At 42.1% G+C, this 21067-nt stretch carries 21 protein-coding genes and 4 tRNA genes; 5 read left to right on the forward strand and 20 right to left on the reverse strand.

The features are described from left to right. Positions 1-368: 368 nt before the first annotated feature. Genes D469_RS0109955 through D469_RS0109970 form a run of 4 tightly spaced genes read left to right on the forward strand, consistent with a single transcriptional unit; the run spans position 369 to position 3302 of the window. On the forward strand, positions 369-1259 hold the full coding sequence (locus D469_RS0109955; protein ID WP_018923247.1) for a beta-keto acid cleavage family enzyme: 891 nt from the start codon (positions 369-371) through the stop codon (positions 1257-1259). Between the two features lie 6 nt (positions 1260-1265). Then, positions 1266-2225, forward strand: a complete 960-nt coding sequence (locus D469_RS0109960) for a 3-hydroxyacyl-CoA dehydrogenase NAD-binding domain-containing protein (RefSeq protein ID WP_018923248.1) — start codon at positions 1266-1268, stop codon at positions 2223-2225. A 23-nt stretch (positions 2226-2248) separates the two neighbouring features. Then, entirely contained in the window at positions 2249-2716 is a 468-nt protein-coding gene (locus tag D469_RS0109965; protein WP_018923249.1) for a thioesterase family protein, read from the forward strand. A gap of 28 nt (positions 2717-2744) precedes the next feature. Continuing rightward, a complete protein-coding gene (locus D469_RS0109970) occupies positions 2745-3302 on the forward strand; it encodes a TetR/AcrR family transcriptional regulator (protein WP_018923250.1) in 558 nt (185 codons plus the stop codon). Between the two features lie 118 nt (positions 3303-3420). Here D469_RS0109970 and D469_RS0109975 read toward each other — a convergent pair whose 3' ends face one another. The 7 genes from D469_RS0109975 to D469_RS0110005 form a co-directional block, all read right to left on the reverse strand. Then, on the reverse strand, positions 3421-3600 hold the full coding sequence (locus tag D469_RS0109975) for a hypothetical protein (protein ID WP_018923251.1): 180 nt from the start codon (positions 3598-3600) through the stop codon (positions 3421-3423). A 92-nt stretch (positions 3601-3692) separates the two neighbouring features. After that, on the reverse strand, positions 3693-4421 hold the full coding sequence (locus D469_RS20140; protein ID WP_018923252.1) for an exonuclease domain-containing protein: 729 nt from the start codon (positions 4419-4421) through the stop codon (positions 3693-3695). Next, complete coding sequence (locus D469_RS0109985; protein WP_018923253.1) at positions 4421-5410, reverse strand: DUF294 nucleotidyltransferase-like domain-containing protein; 990 nt, start codon at positions 5408-5410, stop codon at positions 4421-4423. Before D469_RS0109985 ends, D469_RS20140 begins: the two co-directional genes overlap by 1 nt. Before the next feature lie 3 nt (positions 5411-5413). Continuing rightward, on the reverse strand, positions 5414-6697 hold the full coding sequence (locus tag D469_RS0109990) for an ammonium transporter (RefSeq protein WP_018923254.1): 1284 nt from the start codon (positions 6695-6697) through the stop codon (positions 5414-5416). Positions 6698-6977: 280 nt separating this feature from the next. Further along, on the reverse strand, positions 6978-7766 hold the full coding sequence (locus tag D469_RS0109995) for an aldo/keto reductase (protein ID WP_051081184.1): 789 nt from the start codon (positions 7764-7766) through the stop codon (positions 6978-6980). Between the two features lie 65 nt (positions 7767-7831). Beyond that, positions 7832-8503, reverse strand: coding sequence for a uracil-DNA glycosylase (locus tag D469_RS0110000; RefSeq protein ID WP_018923256.1), 672 nt, complete (start codon positions 8501-8503; stop codon positions 7832-7834). A gap of 53 nt (positions 8504-8556) precedes the next feature. After that, complete coding sequence (locus D469_RS0110005) at positions 8557-9333, reverse strand: inositol monophosphatase family protein (RefSeq protein WP_018923257.1); 777 nt, start codon at positions 9331-9333, stop codon at positions 8557-8559. Positions 9334-9633: 300 nt separating this feature from the next. Here D469_RS0110005 and D469_RS0110010 point away from each other — a divergent pair, with 300 nt between their 5' ends. Next, positions 9634-10227 (forward strand): DedA family protein, encoded by a 594-nt coding sequence (locus tag D469_RS0110010; RefSeq protein ID WP_018923258.1) that lies wholly within the window; start codon positions 9634-9636, stop codon positions 10225-10227. Positions 10228-10244: 17 nt separating this feature from the next. Here the strand turns inward: D469_RS0110010 and rlmH are convergent, their stop codons facing one another. From rlmH to D469_RS0110080, 13 genes are all read right to left on the reverse strand, one after another. Next, positions 10245-10724 carry a 23S rRNA (pseudouridine(1915)-N(3))-methyltransferase RlmH gene (rlmH, locus tag D469_RS0110015; RefSeq protein WP_018923259.1) on the reverse strand — a complete coding sequence of 160 codons (480 nt, stop codon included), beginning with the start codon at positions 10722-10724 and terminating at the stop codon, positions 10245-10247. A 50-nt stretch (positions 10725-10774) separates the two neighbouring features. Further along, positions 10775-10933 carry a CxxH/CxxC protein gene (locus tag D469_RS21615; RefSeq protein ID WP_018923260.1) on the reverse strand — a complete coding sequence of 53 codons (159 nt, stop codon included), beginning with the start codon at positions 10931-10933 and terminating at the stop codon, positions 10775-10777. Between the two features lie 211 nt (positions 10934-11144). Beyond that, positions 11145-12395, reverse strand: a complete 1251-nt coding sequence (locus D469_RS0110025; RefSeq protein ID WP_018923261.1) for a S1C family serine protease — start codon at positions 12393-12395, stop codon at positions 11145-11147. Between the two features lie 550 nt (positions 12396-12945). Further along, positions 12946-13740, reverse strand: coding sequence for an MBL fold metallo-hydrolase (locus D469_RS0110030; RefSeq protein WP_018923262.1), 795 nt, complete (start codon positions 13738-13740; stop codon positions 12946-12948). A 29-nt stretch (positions 13741-13769) separates the two neighbouring features. Further along, on the reverse strand, positions 13770-14555 hold the full coding sequence (locus D469_RS0110035; protein WP_018923263.1) for a two-component system regulatory protein YycI: 786 nt from the start codon (positions 14553-14555) through the stop codon (positions 13770-13772). Continuing rightward, positions 14542-15894: a YycH family regulatory protein gene (locus D469_RS0110040; RefSeq protein WP_018923264.1), complete on the reverse strand. Its 1353-nt coding sequence runs from the start codon at positions 15892-15894 to the stop codon at positions 14542-14544. The genes D469_RS0110035 and D469_RS0110040 overlap by 14 nt, the downstream gene beginning before the upstream one ends. After that, positions 15891-17720, reverse strand: coding sequence for a cell wall metabolism sensor histidine kinase WalK (gene walK, locus D469_RS0110045; RefSeq protein WP_018923265.1), 1830 nt, complete (start codon positions 17718-17720; stop codon positions 15891-15893). Before walK ends, D469_RS0110040 begins: the two co-directional genes overlap by 4 nt. A 2-nt stretch (positions 17721-17722) precedes the next feature. Next, a complete protein-coding gene (gene yycF / locus D469_RS0110050; protein WP_018923266.1) occupies positions 17723-18430 on the reverse strand; it encodes a response regulator YycF in 708 nt (235 codons plus the stop codon). A gap of 786 nt (positions 18431-19216) precedes the next feature. Beyond that, positions 19217-19292: transfer RNA gene (locus D469_RS0110060), tRNA-Phe, on the reverse strand. 7 nt (positions 19293-19299) lie between these two features. Beyond that, positions 19300-19375 (reverse strand) — tRNA-Asp (locus D469_RS0110065). 11 nt (positions 19376-19386) lie between these two features. Further along, positions 19387-19461: transfer RNA gene (locus tag D469_RS0110070), tRNA-Glu, on the reverse strand. Positions 19462-19477: 16 nt separating this feature from the next. Next, positions 19478-19553: transfer RNA gene (locus D469_RS0110075), tRNA-Lys, on the reverse strand. 146 nt (positions 19554-19699) lie between these two features. Next, entirely contained in the window at positions 19700-20989 is a 1290-nt protein-coding gene (locus tag D469_RS0110080) for an adenylosuccinate synthase (protein WP_018923267.1), read from the reverse strand. Between the last annotated feature and the right edge of the window lie 78 nt (positions 20990-21067).

Raw genomic sequence — 21067 nt, forward strand, 5'->3', positions numbered from 1 at the left:
GCCTCTAAATACTCCTTACCTCTGTTTACAGAAAATCAAATGGTTTTTTCTCTTTATATAAGCAAACTTCGCACAATTTGACACCTTTCAGTCTTTTTCAACAACTATTGTTAGGATTGGTTTTTTTGACCTTCTTATTTATAGAAAATAATGGAGGTAACCTATTGAAAACTACTCTCCTATTTATAAGCTTGTGTGGTTAAGGAAACATTAAAGACTCAAAGTAAGCAAAGATTATTTCCGGTATTTTTTTCAGAATAGAGTACGTTTCATGTGAAACAATGTATAATGAGTTTGATATTATACCGTCTGGATGGTACAGTAAAAATAATTTCAGTTATTAGTAAATGTTCGAAGGAGGAAAAAATTTGAGAAATAAAGTAATCATAACAAGCGCGCTTACAGGCGCAGGAGAGACAACAAAAAAGAACGCCAATGTCCCTGTCACTCCCCAAGAAATTGCCGATGATGCCATTGCGGCAGCACGGGCAGGGGCAACCGTTGCCCATATCCACGTACGCGATCCTGAAACAGGAGAAGTTAGTCATGATCCAGCTCTTTTTGGCGAAGTCGTGGAACGGGTACGCGAAAAAGACCAAGATGTAGTTTTAAATATGACTGCTGGCGGGGGTGGTGATTGGGTGCCTTCTCCTGAAGACCCAACCCGAGGCGGCCCCGGAACAGATATTCAAACTCCGGCTGAGCGCCACGAACCCGTGGGTTTATATAAGCCTGAAATATGCACGCTAGACTGCGGTAGTTTGAACTTTGGCGAAAGTGTATATTTAAATCCAGCTGATTGGCTGATCGAACAAGCACAGCTCGTACAGAAAAGCGGAGTAAAACCAGAACTTGAATGTTTTGATACTGGCCAGATCCGCTTAGCCAATCATTTGATTAACGAAGGGTATATTAACGGCACTCCTCTATTTCAATTTTGCCTTGGCATCCCTTGGGGCGCAGACGCCGATACAGAAACCATGCAACTCATGAAAAGCAAAATACCAGAGCAGGCAGAATGGGCAGCCTTTGGCATCGGACGCTTGCAAATCCCCATGGCCGTACAATCAGCATTACTCGGAGGCCATGTACGTGTTGGTTTAGAAGACAATTTATATCTTGAAAAAGGGGTCAAAGCCTCCAATGAAGCTTTAGTTGATAAAGTGGTTAACATTCTTCAGCAGCTCGGTATTGAACCGATGACTCCAGCTGAAGCAAGGACGGAACTTGATTTATACGACCCTCATGCGAAAGGTTGATTTTTAATGAGGAACTCCTCTTCCCACCATATAGCTGTAATTGGCACTGGCGTAATTGGGAACGGTTGGATAGCTCGCTGTTTAGCTAACGGCTATGATGTGCGGGCATTTGACCCAGCGCCTGGTGCAGAAGAAAAAATGTTTGAGAATGTTAAACGAGCATGGCCTTATTTAGAACAACAGATGGCTCCTGAGGCATCTGTCAATCGATTGACATTTGTAGATACAATTGAAGAAGCCGTACAGGGAGCTTCTCTGATTCAAGAAAATGTTCCAGAACGCGAACCACTTAAACGGCAGGTGCTTGCCGAAATAGACCAGGCAGCTGATCAAGAAGCCATCATAGCTTCCAGCACTTCAGGCTTAAAACCGAGCATCTTGCAGGCAGATTGTTCGCATCCGGAGCGGGTGGTCGTAGCGCATCCTTTTAACCCTGTATATTTGCTTCCACTCGTAGAAGTTGTAGGTGGAGAGAAAACATCCGAGGTCTCCATCGAAGCAGCTGCTGACTTTTACCGGTCCTTGGATATGAAACCTCTTATTGTGCGTAAAGAAATCGAAGGCCACATTGCTGACCGTTTAATCGAAGCATTGTGGCGGGAGTCGCTCCACCTGGTCAATGACGGCATCGCCACGACCGAAGAAGTAGATGCTGCTTTTATATACGGAGCTGGCATGCGCTACGCGCTAATGGGCCCCTTCTTAACCTTCCACCTCGCAGGTGGCGATGAAGGCATGCGCCATATGCTCCAACAGTTTGGTCCAGCTTTGGAACTGCCCTGGACTAAACTACAAGCTCCAGAACTAACAGATGAATTAGCAGAACAAGTCATTACAGGCTGTGAAAGTCAATCGGAAGGGTTTCGGATAAGCGAGTTAGAAGACCGGAGGGATGAATTTTTGTTACGTTTAAATGAGTTATTAGAAGAATTCTGGCCTGGTGCTAACTTGAATGGAAAACTGTAAGCTCAAGGAGGTGAAGATGCCCTATGCAATCATTTCTTTATGAAGATTATGTACGCACGGAGTGGGTGGATTATAATAAACACATGAACGATGCTGCTTATGCTACAGCGTTCAGCTTAGCTGGAGAACAGCTGCTAGAAGACATTGGTCTGAATGAAGAAGGACGAAACCGGCATCACTATACGATTTTCACCTTAGAAAGCCATATTGTCTATTTAAAAGAGGCACATGAGCATGAGCGACTGCTGGCTGATGTGCAATGGATAGATACCGATGAAAAACGACTGCATTTATTTTATACTTTATACAATGAAGAAAAAGAACGCATTGCGGTATGTGAACAAATGTTGATGGGAATGAGTCAGGAAACGAACCGGCCGGCTCCCTTTCCGGAAGACATACAACAAGCTATCACCGCCAAAGCTAGACAAGACCAAGATAAACCTGTTCCAAAAGAAGTGGGTAGAACAATTGGTATAAAGAAAAAGTAAACATTTCATAAGTAATTGAGGGATTTCTATGCCTAAACCATCGAAAAAACCAGTTATCCTTCGGGCCGCCGCCCAGGTGGTTCAAGAACGTGGTGTGTTACATCTTACCTTGGAGGCTGTAGCTGAAAAAGCCGGGATAAGTAAAGGCGGACTTCTTTATCATTTCCCTAGCAAAGAAGCCCTTGTAGAAGGGATGGTCCACCACATTTCAGAAACCTATCAAACAGAAACTGCTAAATATGTAAGCGAAGATGAACATGAACAAGGAAAATGGACAAGAGCTTATATTTCTGAAACATTCAGACAAAGCACAGAGGAAAAAGATATGAATGCCGGAATGCTTGCAGCCGTAGGAATAAATCCTGAATTAATGGCACCTATTCAAGAGGCCTATCAAAAATGGCGAGAGCGTATTGAAACAGATGGCTTAAACAAAACGGATGCTACGATTGCTTTACTCGCTGCCGATGGCCTTTGGTTATCTCAGTTATTTGGGCTTGCCCCCTTAGATGAGGATGAGCGTGAAGAAGTTTTTCGTAGGCTGATGGAACAAACTCTCTCTTCTGAACATGAAAAAACGGAATAATCTCTTTCTGCTCCTCTGCATGAAAACACCCCCATATTCTTCACCTAGAATGTGGGGGTGTTTTTAACTCACTTTCTCATTTTCTGCATATTTCGCCTTCATTTTATAAACCTATCTCCTATATGGTTACGGCCTCGTATCCATAACTTTCAATCTTAGGAAAATTCTCCTCATCAATAACCCAATATATATCTTCCTGGTCTTTCACTACCATTTGATCAACTTTTCGCTCTTCTTGAGCTTCTTCTAATGATTGAAATTTACGAGCTGGGATCTGTAGTTCTCCAATAATAATCATTAGTGATCACCTCCATCTAACGTGAAAGTTTCCCACTTTTTCTTATCCTTAAACAAGCCTCACTTATTTTATAAAAATTCCTCCTTTTGTCATTATCGATTTCCGTATTTATTTTTAGGAATAGTGCTTGCGACGTGATAAACATCTGCTAACGTTTTATATCCGTTAAATTGTAAAGCCTCAATAGCACTTACCCAGATTTTTGCAGCCATCACCGCATCATGTAAAGCATGGTGGCGGCCAGAAATGTCTATATCAAAAAACTCACACCACTCATCCAAAGATAAACAATTAGAATCTGGGGCTAATATACGAGTAACAATGGATGTATCGAGCAACCTGTGCAGAAATGGCGCTCCTAATTCAAATCGAGCCATATGACCTAAAAATGCTTTTTCATGAGCTGCATGATGAGCCACTAATATGTCAGTGTTGGAAAACTGAAAAAAACGAGTAAGGGCTTCCTTTAGTGATGATCCGTCTTCAAGTTCCTCTGCCGTTAAACCGGTTAGCATTTTAATTTCTTCAGTTAATGCTTCCGGAACCCGGATACAAGTGTAATAACTTGAATCTTCGAACAGTTCTGCGCCAATGGTTTTCACCGCTCCTATTGATAAAATTTGATCGCCTTGATTCGGATAAAAACCTGTCGTTTCCAGGTCCACTACTGTCACTCTTAATTGATGCAAGGGTGTATCAAGCGATTGTTCACGAGCTACGTCTTTTTGCAGCTGCCTATACCAGGAGATCTGTTGTAATTGCTCTGAGGATTTTGAGCTGGCCGTCGTTTGCTGAACCCACGAATAAAGGCGTTGTAACACTAATGCCTACCTCCTCTTTCTAACGAGCGTTTCATATGAAGAAAGAAGGCCCGGCCAATTTTCAAAGCCTGCTTCAGTTGATGTTTTTCTTCTGTTGTGAGCTTAGTCAGCGCAAGAAAATGTCCTTGCTCTACAGAATTGACTTCTGAACTTGTACGCCAAGCAAGCAGCAACTGAAAAAACTCCGCCAGCCTGCTCCACTCTCGATTTTTCTCTTCAAAACGACTTAGGCGTTCAAAGGTGCTTACATTCTCCCAGCCGTAATACAAAGCAGCAAGCCTCGCTCCATTTACATATGGAAACAAGCCCTGGGTTTTTAAATTGATAGAACCTGAAAAAGGTCCTTTTGGCACCGGAAGCAATTGACCAAATATATTCGTTCCTTTAGGGGGGACTGCCATATGGCTGGCTATTCGTTTAAGAACTTGCCGAGACACTTGACTTGTTGAAAAAAAAGACCTTGTCAGCTCTTCCATATGGATACCTTTTGCCACTAAAGTTCTTGCATCTGCAAGTAAAAATATATAACGTACATCTTCCCATGATTCACAGGCCAGCCACTGATTAAATTGCTTTCTCCAAGCTTCTTCTTCCTTACAGAACATTGAATTGGCCGCCATAATTCCTCCTTCACACCAGTCATAACCGATCAAGTCTAAGGAATTCGATATTTTATACCCGAGAGATAAAAAGTAGTCGTCTGCGCCTTCAGCATTTTTATAAATTAACCCATGGTCCTGGTCGCTAACAAAACCTTGTTCTCCCCGGGCGGCACTGCCTAATAGAAAGAAAGCAAAAGGAGCTGGGGGCTGCCCTCGCTCCTTTTGCATTTCTTCAAGTGATAGATAAACCGTCTCACGTATCCACTTATCATGATATTCTTCCATCTCTCGTGGAGATCGTTCCAAGCGAGGAAGCATTTGTCTGCGCTCACTTCGAATGTCCTGATAAGTCGTAAACATGGACAAGTTATGCTCGGATGAATTCAAACTTTAAGCTCCTCTGCGGTCTTCAGAAGTTACCGAAGTGCCGCTTAAGCTTTCAGGATAACCATAGCTTCCGTGTTCACTCATATCAAGACCCATCAACTCTTCTTCTTCAGATACACGCAATCCTCCAGTTAATGCTCCGGTTACTTTCAGTAATACATAAGAAGCAATAAAAGCGAAAAGACCGCAAGCAACCACACTGATTGTTTGGACCCCTAGCTGTTCAAATCCGCCTCCGTAGAACAAGCCTGCCTGGCCGCCATTCATTTCAGCTAATGCAGGTGTAGCGAAGAAACCAGTGGATAACGTACCCCATACACCAGCTACACCGTGAACAGAAAGAGCGAAAATTGGGTCGTCAATTTTATTTTTTTCAAAGAACTTCATGCTGAAGAATACGATCAGTCCACCAATTAAACCGATAATTACTGCTGCCCAAGGGGCGACAAAGGCACAAGATGCAGTAATCGCAACTAAACCAGCAAGTGCTCCGTTTAGCATCGTTGGTACATCAGATTTTCCAAGTACAGCCCAAGCAATTAAGAGTGCAGCAATGGCCCCTGCAGCTGCTCCAAGCTGGGTATTTAACGCCACATAACCGAAGAAAGCATCATCTACCCCTAATGTACTACCGGCGTTAAATCCGAACCAGCCGACCCATAAAATTAATACACCTAGTGCTGTATAAACTTGATTATGCCCCGCCAAATCATTAGCTGAGCCATCTTTATTAAATTTACCAAGACGAGGTCTTAACAGAATGGTAGCGGCTAATGCTGCCATGGCACCTGTTAAGTGAACGACCGTAGAACCGGCAAAGTCTTGTTTGCCTAGTTCACCAATCCAGCCTGCTCCCCAAATCCAGTGAGCGACAAACGGATACACAAAGGCTGAAAAGAGCACGGCAAAAATAAGATAAACAGAAATTTTCGCTCGTTCAGCAAACCCACCAAAAGCAATAGTCAGGGCAATTGCCGCAAACGCTAATTGGAAAATAAAATCTACTGAGCCAGCTAAGCCATCAACTTCCGTTGTAAAATCACCAAAGAAAAAGTCCGAAACTCCTAAAAACCCACCTGCGCTAGAGCCATAAATAAATCCGTAGCCCACGGCCCAAAAAACGATTGAAGCAATTCCAAGCGTAAATACCGTCTTACCAGCAACATGTCCAGCGTTTTTCATTCGTGTTGAGCCGGCTTCAAGTAAAATAAAGCCACCCTGCATAAGAATAACTAAAATAAAAGCAAACATGATCCAAACGTTGTTCATTAAATACATCGGGTCCAAAGTATCTCTCCCCTTCCCTTTTTCCAGTTTTTTTCTGACTGGTTCTATCTTCATTTTAAGGATATTAAAGCAACAATCTACAAATTTGTTAGATAACCTAACACGATTTTTGTTTATTTTCTGAATTTTCCACCGTTGCTGAGAGCGGTTACATGGCTGTCTTGTCTTTAACAGAGGTGTGTAAGGATCTATTTCTTCTTACATGGGGTTATAAAGCGAAAAAAAGGAAGGTCCAACTTCTCCGCTTGGACCTTCCTTTTCTTTATTAATGTTATAAAAATTATCCGTTATAATCGAATGTATCAGGATGAGGGCCGAATCTTTGACCTTGATTTAATTGATTGATTGCTATTATATCTTCTGACTCCAGCCTAAAATCAAATATATCAGCATTCGAATGTATGCGTGCAGGGGTAACTGATTTAGGAATCGTTGCCACCCCCTGCTCTATATGCCATCTCAATACAATTTGGGCAGGTGTCTTTTCATATTTTTCGGCAAGCTTTCTTATAATTGGCTCCTCTAGAAGGTGACCTCTCGTCAATGGACGCCAGGATTGCAATTGAATATCCCGCATTCGGCAATACTCTAATAATTCTTCTTGAAAAAGGAGTGGATGAAATTCCACTTGATTCACCATTGGTTTAATTTGCATCGTTTGAGACAGTTGTTCTAAATGAGATTGATGAAAGTTACTTACGCCGATAGCCCGGACAAAACCTTCTTGATAGAGTTTCTCCAACGCTTTCCAAGATTCTTCAAACTTATTTGGCACAGGCCAATGTAATAAATAAAGGTCAATATAATCTACGCTTAGCTGTAGTCTACTTTTTTCAAATGCTTTCAACGTCTGCTCATACCCATGGTCATCATTCCACAGTTTTGTAGTGAGAAAGACATCTTTACGTGGAAGGCCGCTAGCTTCAATCGCCTTCCCTACTCCTTTTTCATTTCCATAAAAAGAAGCTGTATCAATACTTCTATAACCACTTTCAATTGCTGCTTGCACAGCTTCTTCCACTTCATTTCCTTCTTCAGCTTTGTAAACACCTAGCCCAAGCTGAGGCATTTCTACATTATTATAAAGTTTGACGGTCGGTATTGAATGTTTCACGTGAAACCCTCCTAAACTGTTTACTCTGGAAGCTGCCAATTTACTTTTTCTCTACCTTGTTCTTCTAAAAATTCATTTGCTCTTGAAAACGGGTGGCTTCCAAAAAAACCACGGTGAGCAGAGAACGGACTCGGATGTGGTGATTCAATAACTAGATGACGGTCGTTACTTATTAATTCTTTTTTTCGTTGTGCGTGTTTCCCCCATAGCATAAATACAACAGGATCTTGTTTGGCATTCACTTCTTGAATAATACGATTCGTAAACGTCTCCCATCCTAGATCTTTGTGAGAATTTGGCTCTTTTCTTCTAACTGTTAAAACCGTGTTTAACAATAGAACCCCTTGTTCTGCCCAAGAGGTAAGGTGGCCATGATCTGGGATTTGATACCCCAAATCAGCGGCCAGCTCTTTTAAGATGTTTTGCAAAGAAGGGGGAGGATTAATCCCTCGTTTCACAGAAAAACTTAGACCATGAGCTTGTTCTGGTCCATGATAGGGGTCTTGGCCAAGAATTACTACCTTCGTGTTTGCAAAAGGGGTGTAATGCAGAGCATTAAAAATGTCATTCATATCTGGATAAATCGCTTGATGAGTATATTCTTCTTTTAACTGGCTTCGTAATTCTTGATAGTATTCTTTTTGAAATTCATCCCCTATGACTTCTGCCCAGTCATTTTGCAATATTTTCATAGTGAAATATCCTTTCTCTTACAAAGCTTTGCCCCTATGTTTCACATGAAACATTAACGTTTAATTTGGTCTTTGAGAATGTTAAATATTTCTTTATTCCCTGCCCTGACACTTAATCCTTTTGGCTCTGGAAACACTTCTGCTTGGCCACCTGCTTCTGCTACTAACAGAATGCCCGCTTCAACGTCCCATTCCTTTAGTTTAAGTTCCCAATAACCGTCGAGCTTTCCAGAAGCCACCATTGCTAAATCAAGAGCTGCTGCTCCTATGCGACGAATCCCACCTATTTGGGTAATCATCGTTGAGAAATGCTCTACATTATTATCTGAGTCTGTTGCTTTATCATAAGGGAAACCCGTACCTAACACAGCTTTGGAGAGGGTGTATACAGTTGAAACTTGGATAGGCTCATTATTACACCATGCTCCTTCTCCTTTTATCGTTTCATATGTTTCCCCTAACTTAGGTGCATGAATCAAACCGGCAACCGTTTCTCCCTTATAGCGAATCCCTATAGAAATACAAAAGGCTGGTAACCCTCTTGCATAATTAACTGTTCCATCAATCGGGTCTATTACCCATTCATAATCTGCTTTGCCGCTATGTACACCACTCTCTTCTGTCAAAAGGGCATGATCCGGATAACGGTCGAGGATACGTTCTTTCAAAAAGTTCTCTGTCCAAATATCTACTTCTGTTACAAAATCAATATCTGATGTTTTTGAAGATATATCCATTGGTTGATCCATTCGTTTTAGTTGTTCTTTTCCTGCTTCTATAGCCCATAATTTTGCTTGAGCAATCATTTCTTTCCATTCTGAAACCTTCACTTGTGCCCCTCCTTATATTTTCTCTCCCTCTATCATATAGGAGATTCTATTTCTTTGAAACAACAGAGAAAGCCTCATTATCATCTACAATTATTTATTTTCCATAAGTTTTTTCCCACTGGTTATAATACTTTTGAAACTAATCTGCTCTTTCTTCCAGCATTATAGTAAATATATCCCTTCCAAATGATTAACCACCCTTTTTCAATCTATAATCAAAAGAGTTGTTTTTGGAACATATAACCGGGGAATATTCTCTTCAGAAGTTATTGATCTTATTGACTAATGAAGGAGCCTATTATGCTTGAATTTATCCTCTCAATACTTGAACAGCTTGGCATTGTCGGGCTCATTCTAGGCGTGGCGATTGAAGCTCTTTCTATTCCTTTTCCTGCAGCCATATTTATGCTGGCATATGGTTATATTCTTGATCCGGGTTGGACAGATTGGTTCTTGCTCAGTTTACTTTCCTCTGGGATTTATATGGTGGTTAGTTTCATCCCCTATCTACTAGCTAACCGTTATCATTACTTATTCAAGAAAAAATTAAATAGCGGCCGTTTAAAACGAATGCAACATATGGTAGAAAAATACGGAGAATGGGCCATTGCAGGCGGCAGAATGGTCGGAATGGGCTATATCGCCTATGTTGCTGCTTTTTGTGAAATTCGTCCGTTTCGCTACGGTTTGTTTACGTTTATCGGGGTTTTTCCTACCGCTCTTCTAATGTTTTATTTAGGACAATTAGGAAATATTGAAGTTATTTATAATTGGTTTCAACGCTTTCAATATGTAATCTTTTCTATTATTGCGCTTTTGATTGGGGGGTATATTGCACTTCGCTTATACCAGGTCAAACGAGCAAAAAAAACTAGAAAAAGTATAAACCGCTAGCCCATAAGTCTACCGGTTTATTTATGGTATGGTGTGCCTTTTTGAATTTGGAAGCTTCGATACAGCTGTTCAACCAACATTAAGCGAATCAATTGATGAGGAAAGGTCAGCTTGGAAAAGGACCACTTTCTATCTGCTCGTTGTAATACTTCTTTACTTAATCCTAAAGAGCCTCCAATAATAAAAGAAACTTTGCTTTTCCCATAAATAGCAAGCTCTTTTAAGTGATCTGCCAGTTCTTCCGAAGTAAATTCTTTTCCTTGAGGTTCCAAGGCAATCACATAAGCATCATGTGGAATTTTTGCAAGGAGTTTTTTTCCTTCTTTTTCCTTTATTAATGTTTCTTCCTTTTCACTTCGTATACTAGGGGTTTTTTCATCAGGAACTTCAATAATTTGAAGGGCTGCATCTTTTTTAAGTCGTTTTTCATATTCGCTGATCCCTTCTTGTAAGTAACGTTCTTTTAGCTTCCCTGCAGCTACAATTTGAATTTGCATGCTAGACTCCTTTACTTATGCACATTTTATCCACATGTGGATATCTAGTTCTACCCTGCTGAAATTTTATATTCAGCTGTATTTGTACAATACTCACATAAGAGTAACTCCTTCTCTTCAGGTACGTTTTCAAAAATAGGGACGGCCTCATGCTTATCTACAATATCATCTAACCCTTGTTCTACATGAGTTTTACAGCAATAGATCATATCCTCCCACCTTTCTTTCAACTCCTTCATTGTAGCATAAGTTGTAATTTAACTTGAAATGCACACATGTGGATAAATAACTAAGCAGACCTTTGGCATGAAGTGTGGATAGAAAAACCTCTCACTTAACTTGAAGTGAGAGGTTAACGTTATAAGGTGAGATAGGATGCACACTTGTCTCACTATTGATCGCAGCTTTCAGCATTTCTTATTATAATTGTTCTCCTTCTTGGAGGTCGACACTTATGGAATGCTGCTCTCCTTCACGGTAAAATGTGACCTCTATCGTTTGGCCAATTTCAGCTTCTGTATAAAGATATTGTCTTAAGTCATGTCCATCATGGATGGCAACCCCATTAATTTCGGTTATAACATCATATTCTTCCAAGCCTGCTTGGTCAGCTGCGGAGTTAGTGACTACATCCACTACAAACACCCCGGATTCTACTTCTTCTGGCAGCATTAATGTTTCCTGCCAGTGATAGCTTGGAATTTCAGATAACGAATTGATGGCTACCCCTAATTCTGGACGTCGAACTTCACCATGTTGTTCTAAATCTTCAATAACGGGAACTGCTATTGAAGTAGGTATGGCAAAACCGATGCCTTCAACTGCCGACTGGGCAATTTTCATGGAATTAATTCCAATGACTTCTCCATTAATATTAACGAGCGCACCCCCACTGTTTCCTGGGTTAATCGCAGCATCGGTTTGTAGTACTTCTGCATGCCAATCAATCTGTCCATCGCCAGTCATATCAATCGGTAGACTGCGTTCTGTAGAACTAATAATCCCCTGGGTTACCGTTCGGGCAAATTGTGGCCCTAGTGGATTACCAATCGCAATGGCCGGCTCACCACTGCTTAGGTTTTCGGAATTCCCGAATTCTGCTACAGTATCAACTTCATCAGCATCTATACGCAATACAGCAAGGTCTGTTAAGACATCTTCACCTAAAACTTCGGCTTCAACTCTTAAACCTTCGCCCATGCTCACTTCTACTTGATTTGCTCCTTCGATGACGTGTTGGTTCGTTACAATATAGGCTTCTTCTCCATCAACCTTGTAAATCACGCCAGACCCATTTCCTGCACTTGTACCTTCTTCTGCCCAAAAGTCGGTTTCCTGCAAGTTAAATACTCCAACTACGGAATCAGAGACTTCTTCCACCGCTCGGCTTATATCTGTGTTAACGTCTACATCTACTGTTTCTGTTGGGGTATCTTCTTCGTGTTGCTCTTGTTGTTCTCCCTCTTCAACTACTTGCTCCATCTCTTGGTTTTCTTCACTTGTATCAGTCACTGCTGAAAATAGGCCATTACCTCCTAGTGACATGAAAAGCAGTACAGCTCCAGCACCAACTAAAGCTCCAAGAAAGCCATAAAGTCCTGCCCCTGAACCTGATCGCTTATTATTTCGACGGTTCTGGCGGTCGTCCATATGATTATCATAATAACCCACGGATCCCCTCACCATCCTTTCTCATCTTAACAGTAGCCTAATGTATGAACCCTGTCTATATATATTTTAAAAAGCGTCTCTGAAGCCGTCCAGCAAAAGGTTCTGTTTTTGAAACTTTTTCAAAATCACTGCGTTTAGCATGCCCTCGACCGTTTTTATTTAAACAAAGATCTGGGATTTGGCCATGAATAAGACAAACTTTTATTAAGCATTTTAAACTTACAGATAGTTGCTTTCAAAGGATTGGGACCCTTTTTGAATTTGCTCGAGGCGGACGCTTTCACCATTGGCACAAGCGCGAGTTCAACTTCATCTTCCCTTCGTTTGATGACGCCGTGTCTTCTTTACAAGGTCAGCCTTCTCGGAAACCTGTCCTGGGGGCTTGACTGCCCGTTTTTTCAGCTAGAGTCGCCCCCTTGCTCCTTCCAGGCTTTTTAGCCACAACAACTACGTATCAAAAAACGCTTCATAAAAAAGCAAGACCTGCTGTTTAGCAGAACCTTGCCTTCACTTCATCTTATTAAGCCAACTTGAAAAGTCTGTTCCTGAGTTATACCGATATCAACTCTGTTGGTCGATACGGGTCAGTGTCCAATAGAGGTGGTTTCCCCTCGGAGTAAAAACCTTTTTCCTCAAGGACTTGGGAAACTGTCATCCGCGCTAGCTCTTTCATGTTATTATCCAAGCTCAAATGTGCTAGATACACTTGCTGGGTATGAGAGGAAATACAATCACTTAATGCCTTTCCTGCATCCTCATTAGATACGTGTCCCATGTCACCTAATATGCGTCGTTTCACATTCCATGGATATTTCCCCATGCGCAGCATATTCATATCATGGTTTGCTTCAAAAATAAGGGTATGAGCACCGTGAATGGTTCCTTTGATTTGGTCACTTACATAGCCCATATCAGTCGCTAATGCCAGTTTTCTTCCCTCATGATGGAAGGTGAAAAACATAGGATCAGCGGCGTCATGAGACACCCTGAATGTCTCTACGTCCAAATCAGCGAAGGAGGTAACTGTTTGTGGTTCTAAATGAAAACGTTGCTCTGATTGAATAGGGCCTAGACTTTGCTCCATCGCTTGCCATGTTGCTTCATTCGCATAAATGGGGAGGTTATACTTACGCGCAAGGATCCCCACTCCTTTTATATGGTCACTATGTTCATGGCTGACTAGAATGGCATCTAATTCCCTCGGAGTACGGTCCACTTTTGCTAAAAGTTCCTCCATCTTTTTTCCACTTAAACCAGCATCAATTAACAGACGTTGCTTCTTTGTTTCAACGTAAACAGCGTTTCCAGTACTGCCGCTAGCTAGTACACTGCACTTTAATGTCAATACTTTTCCCTCCATAATGATGCCGCGCCTTACGAATCCTCTTCCGTTAAATCGACAATATTGCCTTCAATTGCATGAACGAGATACATCTCTTCTCCATTAATTTCGATAAGATACATAGGGGCAAACGCTCGCACCGTCTCTTCATTCCCAAAGGGGTTATGAAAACCAAGATCCATTTGGGTGATATCGTCGTTATACATGAGCACCCCTTCATTTAACAAATTTTCAAGGGCCAACGGAGGACTAATAAAATCCTGGGTGCGCCCGCCTGCTTCCACATCTGAAAAACTTTGAGCAAAACTATCGATATTACCTTCTTCATCAATAAACAATACTAACGCATGAGCTTCATACGTATAGATGGTCTGATCTTCGTACGTTTGATAAAAAACAAACTGGCGGGCATCAGAGTCCCAATATCCGTAGCGGAAATAATCACCGCCTACGACGTATTCCTCGATAAACTCCGTTAATTCATCCGTAATATCTTCAGGAGGGAGTTCAAATGGCTCGTTCAAACTTACGTTTATAGTGTCTTCATCAACGACATACTCATCGTCTTCATTTAGATTTTCAATCGCATCTTCCGGCACAGAAAAAGAGGATTTCACAATGTGCTGACCTTCGGATATCTCTTCAGGCCATTCTGTTTCAAGGGTGATATTGTTTTCTTCAAGTGTTTCTTGTACAGTCGTTTCTGCTTGGACATTGGTTTGATAATCAGCCCGCTGTTCCATGAGCTGATACACCAAGAAGCTATTTAACATAAGAAAGGTAACGATAAAAATGGTTTTTGTTCTATTCCAATCCATTATTCTCCGTCTCCCCCTGTTCGCTCAATTCGTCAACATCAATTGGATGCCAGTTTCCATGAGCCTGAACGTACCATCTTGGTGTTAGTGTAGCCAGCAAATCCTGCTTTTCCATTTCATAGCCAACACTTAAATTCTCTATATCACTTTCTTCAAATGGGAGCACTTCGCTGTACATCTCAATGGTCTCTAAAATTTCTTCTCCGCTCTCTAACTGAACAAAAGAGCCAGTATCAAATGCTTCATTATCAATGTCGAACAGAGGCCTAGCATAACTGGACACTTGATTTCCCTCACGTTCTAGTTCAATGACATTTACATCTGTTGCACCGTCAGAAAAAACCGGGAGACCTTCAATTTGCAAACGGTAGGAAACTGATTGAGTGCTTCCTTCTTCTTCCCAATCAAAAAGCTGATAGTTCCCCGTCCAGCCTGCGTGAGAATTAATAAAATCGAACCCGGAGGTCAATATATGACTCTCACTTGATGAATTGTTGTCGCTAAAGACTGGATTGCTGTATTGCATATAGCCCCCGTCTTCAACAATATCGAGCATTCTATTTCCATCACTTTGAAATTCCTGGCCTGCATGACGTGTATAATCAGGATCATTAAACAACACTTGAGCAAAGTCTTCTGCATCCAAACTAGACATAGAGTAAGATCGAGTCGTATAACTTACACTTTCCTCTGGCAAATAAAGCGGAGCAGCTTCCTCTTCCTCATCACCTGGGTCATAAACAAACACCTCCGGCAGTTCATCCATAGCATCTAGGTACACCTCGTTAAATTCACTTCCGCTGAAGCTAGTTTCACCGGTGATCATAGCTGCCTCTTCCCAGGAGACGAGTTTAATTTGTAAATTGTCCTCTCCTTCTGCTTGTTCAGAAATCAACACTCGATCAATTTCTTCTACGTTAATGTGAGGCAGGTCTTCTTCAACTTCAAAAAGTTCATCTAACATCGTCCAAGGAATCGGAGCGGGAAAAATGACTTCTGCTATTCGCTCCTCTTCATAAATTTCTTCATTTGTAATGTCTGATTGAAGCGCCAATTCTTCAAAGCGAGCATCTTGAAGCTTTTCATAGAAAGCTCCAAACCTGTTATCATTTCCGTCTAACCAGGCTAGATTTTCTTCATCATGAAAAACAATTCGTTCTGGGAAAATCGTTTCTTCGACTTCTTGTTCATCCCCGATTGGTTCCGTCTCGATATAACTCTCCTCAGAATGCTCGATAGTACTGTAATCAGGTTGATACGACCATAGTTCATACGTAAGCCACATGCTTGTCAACACGAGTAAAGTCAGGACACCTGATTTAATTCGTTCGGTTCTCATGCTTCTCCTCCTGCTTGTTTATAGACGGAGTAAGGTAATACTACATATAACGTAGTCCCTTGGCCCATTTCACTTTCAACCTCAATCTGTCCCCCATGAGCCTGTACAATTTCTTTCGCAATAGCTAAACCGAGACCGGTTCCACCGAGCGTTCTAGCTCGTGCTTTATCTGCTCGATAAAAACGTTCAAATACTTTTTGCTGACTTTCTTTTGGAATACCTGCTCCTTCATCTTCAATGGAAACGCGAATTTGTTTTTCTTCAGGGGTGGCCCGAAACCTGATCGTGCCTCCGTCCGGAGAATATTTCACCGCATTAGAAACAATATTGTCAAATACTTGAATAATTTTATCTGTGTCGACATCTACATATACAGGGTGACCGGGAATATGACGAACAAAGGAAATACCCTGGTCTTTAATCATCATTTCATAGCGATCAGCGATTTCATGTAAGACGCTGCTCATATCTTTTGTTTCAAAGTACAATTCTTGGTCATTACTATCCATTCTCGATAGCTGTAACAGGTCATTAACTAAGCGAATCATCCGCTCCGTCTCATTTTGCGTGACGCGCAAGAAACGGCTCGACAGCTCTTTGTTATCCATAGCACCATCTTCTAACGCTTCTAAGTAACTTTTTAGCGTAGTGAGAGGCGTGCGTAATTCATGAGAAACATTGGAAACAAATTCGCGGCGTTCTTGTTCGATTTTCTCTTGCTCCGTGACATCATGAAGCACGGTAATTAACCCTGTAATCGGGCCATCGACATTTCGAATCACTGAAAAACTAGCTTCCAATAAATAATCTTGTTCTTCATCGCTAAAATCAAGCAGAATCGCTTCTGAATAGTCATATAAATCACTTGGCCTTAACGATTCAGAAAGGCGCAACACCTCTGGGAGAGATCTTCCCATCGCTGAATCGCTTGGTGTAGATAGTAATTCTTCCGCGCGGTTATTCATTAACATAATGCGGCCTAACTCATCGGTTGCAATCACTCCATCTGTCATATGGGTGAGTACAGAGCTCAGCTTTTTACGTTCACCTTCAGTGGTAATGTGAGCATCTTTTAACTTCATATTAAGTTCGTTAAACGAATCTGCTAACTGGCCTATTTCGTCATTGCCGTATACACGCACGCGCCTGCTGTAGTCTCCTTCACCCATCATTTTCGCTTGCTTGCGCATGTCTCCAATTGGGCGGGTAATTGTGCGAGCCAGCATAATACCTAGAAAAGCAGTAATAACGAGCGACATAGCTGTTCCAGTAAGCAAAATATTATTAATATCCTGCATCTCCCCAAAAATTTGTTCCACCGATGACTCAATGTATACTGCTCCGATAACGGTGCCGTCTGATTCAACCGGCTGTGCCAACACTCTTTTCCGTTCACCCGTTTCTGCATCCCGTAAAATTTCATCATCGGGAGGATGACCAAGAAGCGCTCGTTTTACGCGCGCTTCTGTGCTTAACTGGCCGACGATATGAGAATTGTTTACACTTGAAGTGCTAAGCACAACTTGATTCTCATCGATCACTTGAACTTCTGAATTCTCAAGCGGAAAAATTTCATTTAATAACGAATCAATGCTAGAACTAAGATCTGGATCATCTTCATCTCTTGTTTCCGTCATTTCCTGTTCTACGTTATAAGCAAGCAAGTTGGATTGTTCAATCATTGTATCTCGGTGGTTATTAATCAGCTGGTCTTCTAGCTGCTGGGTAAAATAAACACCGATAATCTGCATCGCTATTAAAATCAATAATACATAAATCGCAATCAGCTTAAAGTGAATCGATTTAAAAAAATCGATAACTTTCATCGTTATTTCTCCTGTTCAGGGTGCCGCATGTAGTAACCAACGCCGCGCCGCGTAATGATCCAATTCGGATAACTTGGATTTTCTTCTACTTTTTCTCTAAGACGCCGTACCGTTACATCTACTGTGCGGACATCTCCAAAATAATCATAGCCCCAAACGGCTTGTAACAAATGCTCTCGAGTCATCACTTGTCCCATATGACGAGCGAGATAGTGAATTAATTCAAACTCCCGGTGGGTAAGGTCCACTTTCTCTCCCTTTTTCGTCACCATATATGCATCCGGGTCGATCATTAGGTCGCCGATTTCTATTTCCCCGCCTCGTTTTCCTTCACTTTCTGGAACATTCTGCTGTCGGCGTAGGTTAGCTTTTACCCGGGCAATCAATTCTCTCGTAGAAAACGGCTTCGTTACATAATCATCTGCCCCAAGCTCCAGGCCTAATACTTTATCGATTTCGGCATCTTTAGCCGTTAACATAATAATTGGCATATCAAATGACTTTCGAATCTCTCGGCAAACTTCCATTCCATCCTTATGAGGCAGCATTATATCGAGTAAGACGATATCCGGATGAAAATCATGGACTTTAGCTACAGCTTCGTTACCGTCATAAGCAACAGCTACTTCAAACCCTTCTTTCTGGAGACTAAACTCTAAAATATCAGCAATCGGCTGTTCATCATCCACCACAAGAATTTTTTCCTCCATTATTCATCCGCTCCGTTTCGTATAGCTTACTTTATATTTTAAGGCTTGCAGGCAAATCTATTATTCTTTCCCTATACACATACGCCTCTATTTTAACATAGCTAGGTTGAAAGAAAAGCGGAAAGCAGCGTTCAGGGGCGTCAAGCATAAGACGGGCGGCGCCAAAGTTGCTCTTTGACTTTGAAGGCGAACGGCTTATGACCTCGAGCCCCTGCTGCTTGCAGCTAGACATGAAAAGCGGAGGCGCTTTGCTCAGATGCGACAAGTTTTTCTAGAACTGCGCAGCGCAGCCTGCTGCGCGGAGTCAGGACTAGAAAAAACCTCGAGCATCTAAGCGCCAGAGCGAGCTTAATTAATGACGCAGGGCTCTTCTCTCCGCCGAGGAGGACTCGTCCGCCGCAGTGTGGAAGGAAGCTCAAGTCGTTAGCACACGAAGCTAGACAGAAAAGTGGAGGGCATTTGGTTAGCGGCGCGGCATGGTTCTTAACCAGTGAAAAGCTGCCGCAGGCAGACCCAGAAGCGATTTCATGTCGCTAACGTCCCAAACTGAACACCGAAAAATGAAGGGCGTCAAACTCCGTTATTTTGATTAAATAAGGAGCCAGGGAAAATTAGCGGTCCTCTGTTCTGTTATTGCTCCTCGTTTCCTTGATTTTTAGCAGCTTGAAGCCAAATAACGGAACTCATGTCCGCTAAGCTTTCATTCAACGTCATATAAAAACACCCTCCACAGCAGTGAAAGGTGTTTGTTAGCTAGTTTATAGAACTGTATGTATTCTTTCAAAATGGTGGCTCGAGACGGAATCGAACCGCCGACACGCGGATTTTCAGTCCGCTGCTCTACCGACTGAGCTATCGAGCCCAAAAAATGGCGGGCCTGACGGGAATCGAACCCGCGATCTCCTGCGTGACAGGCAGGCATGTTAACCGCTACACCACAGGCCCTTATATAATTTTGGTGACCCGTGCGGGATTCGAACCCGCGTTACCGCCGTGAAAGGGCGGTGTCTTAACCCCTTGACCAACGGGCCACGTAAAAAACTAAAATGGTGAGCCATGGAGGATTCGAACCTCCGACCCTCTGATTAAAAGTCAGATGCTCTACCAACTGAGCTAATGGCTCGCGCGCTGATTGGTAGGCAGCAACCTCATCTGTGCGACAAAACATATAATAGCATGTCACTTTGAATCATGCAATAGGTTTCAAAAATTTTTTCTTCAAAAATTAAAAATTAACTGCTGCCTGTTAAAAAAGGGAAACATGGGGGCTTACAGCCCCCATACTCCTCTTACTAAATTTGTTTGTTCACGATCCGGACCTACTGAAAAAATAGAAAGTGGAATGTTCGTTAACTGAGAAATGCGTTCAATGTAATGACGCGCATTTTCTGGCAGCTCATTTAATGAACGTACTCCAGTAATATCTTCACTCCATCCAGGCATTTCTTCATAAACAGGCTCACATTCAGCTAAGACTTTCAAACTGGCTGGAAATTCTTCGAGTACTTTTCCTTTATAACGATACGCTGTACAGATCTTAACCGTATCTAAACCAGTCAACACATCGATCGAATTAAGAGAAAGGTCTGTAATTCCACTTACGCGACGGGCGTGGCGTACTACCACACTGTCAAACCAACCAACACGTCTGGCTCGGCCAGTGGTTGTGCCATACTCGTTTCCGACATCGCGGATATGGGCACCAATGTCGCATTCCAATTCTGTTGGAAACGGCCCATCACCGACCCGGGTAGTATACGCTTTTGAAACCCCAAGTACATGATGAATTTTAGATGGACCTACCCCGGAGCCAATAGTTACCCCGCCAGCAATCGGATTTGAAGAAGTTACAAATGGGTATGTTCCTTGGTCAATATCGAGCATGACCCCTTGAGCTCCTTCAAAAAGTACTCTCCGGCCCTGGTCAATGGCTTCGTTTAATTCAACGGAAGTATCATACACGTACTTAGCGAACTCCTGTCCATATTCAAAATACTCATTAAGAATATCCGCAACTGTGAAGCCTTCAGTTTCGTGAATTTTTTCAAAAACACGATTTTTTTCCTGTAAGTTACGCTCCAGCTTAAGTTCAAATTCCTCGCGGTCCAAAAGATCAGCAATTCGAATACCGGTTCTAGCCGCTTTGTCCATATAAGCAGGGCCTATACCTTTTCGAGTCGTGCCGATTTTATTTTCACCTTTGCTCTCTTCTTCAACTGCATCAAGTTTAACATGGTAAGGCAAAATAACATGAGCCCGGTTACTAATCCGTAGGTTACTTGTATTGATTCCCCGCTCGTGCAAGTAATTCAACTCTTCTACAAGAGCTTTCGGGTCAATCACCATCCCATTACCAATCACACAGATTTTATCATCGTAAAAAATCCCAGAAGGAATTAAGTGAAGCTTATAGGTTTCTCCACCAAAAACAATCGTGTGACCTGCATTATTCCCGCCTTGATACCTGGCAACTACTTCTGCATTCTCTGAAAGATAATCCGTAATTTTCCCCTTTCCTTCGTCTCCCCATTGCGTACCAACAATGACTACTGATGACAAAGGACTCACCTCCCCAGTGATAATCATACATGTAATAAAAGTACTTCACGCTTTCCATCCATCTATGCCTATTTTTTC

Origin of the sequence: Salsuginibacillus kocurii DSM 18087, from assembly GCF_000377705.1 — a bacterium.
Classification (GTDB): Bacteria; Bacillota; Bacilli; order Bacillales; family Marinococcaceae; genus Salsuginibacillus; species Salsuginibacillus kocurii.

Bases quoted from the DNA above. Each gene is read 5' to 3' on its own strand.
- walK (WP_018923265.1), bottom strand. From the start codon at position 17,720: ATGAAAGTTATCGATTTTTTTAAATCGATTCACTTTAAGCTGATTGCG.
- D469_RS0110040 (WP_018923264.1), bottom strand. From the start codon at position 15,894: ATGAGAACCGAACGAATTAAATCAGGTGTCCTGACTTTACTCGTGTTG.
- D469_RS0109960 (WP_018923248.1), top strand. From the start codon at position 1,266: ATGAGGAACTCCTCTTCCCACCATATAGCTGTAATTGGCACTGGCGTA.
- D469_RS0110010 (WP_018923258.1), top strand. From the start codon at position 9,634: ATGCTTGAATTTATCCTCTCAATACTTGAACAGCTTGGCATTGTCGGG.
- D469_RS0110035 (WP_018923263.1), bottom strand. From the start codon at position 14,555: ATGGATTGGAATAGAACAAAAACCATTTTTATCGTTACCTTTCTTATG.
- D469_RS0109975 (WP_018923251.1), bottom strand. From the start codon at position 3,600: ATGATTATTATTGGAGAACTACAGATCCCAGCTCGTAAATTTCAATCA.
- D469_RS21615 (WP_018923260.1), bottom strand. From the start codon at position 10,933: ATGATCTATTGCTGTAAAACTCATGTAGAACAAGGGTTAGATGATATT.
- D469_RS0109995 (WP_051081184.1), bottom strand. From the start codon at position 7,766: ATGCCTCAGCTTGGGCTAGGTGTTTACAAAGCTGAAGAAGGAAATGAA.
- D469_RS0110000 (WP_018923256.1), bottom strand. From the start codon at position 8,503: ATGAAAATATTGCAAAATGACTGGGCAGAAGTCATAGGGGATGAATTT.
- D469_RS0109970 (WP_018923250.1), top strand. From the start codon at position 2,745: ATGCCTAAACCATCGAAAAAACCAGTTATCCTTCGGGCCGCCGCCCAG.
- D469_RS0109965 (WP_018923249.1), top strand. From the start codon at position 2,249: ATGCAATCATTTCTTTATGAAGATTATGTACGCACGGAGTGGGTGGAT.
- yycF (WP_018923266.1), bottom strand. From the start codon at position 18,430: ATGGAGGAAAAAATTCTTGTGGTGGATGATGAACAGCCGATTGCTGAT.
- rlmH (WP_018923259.1), bottom strand. From the start codon at position 10,724: ATGCAAATTCAAATTGTAGCTGCAGGGAAGCTAAAAGAACGTTACTTA.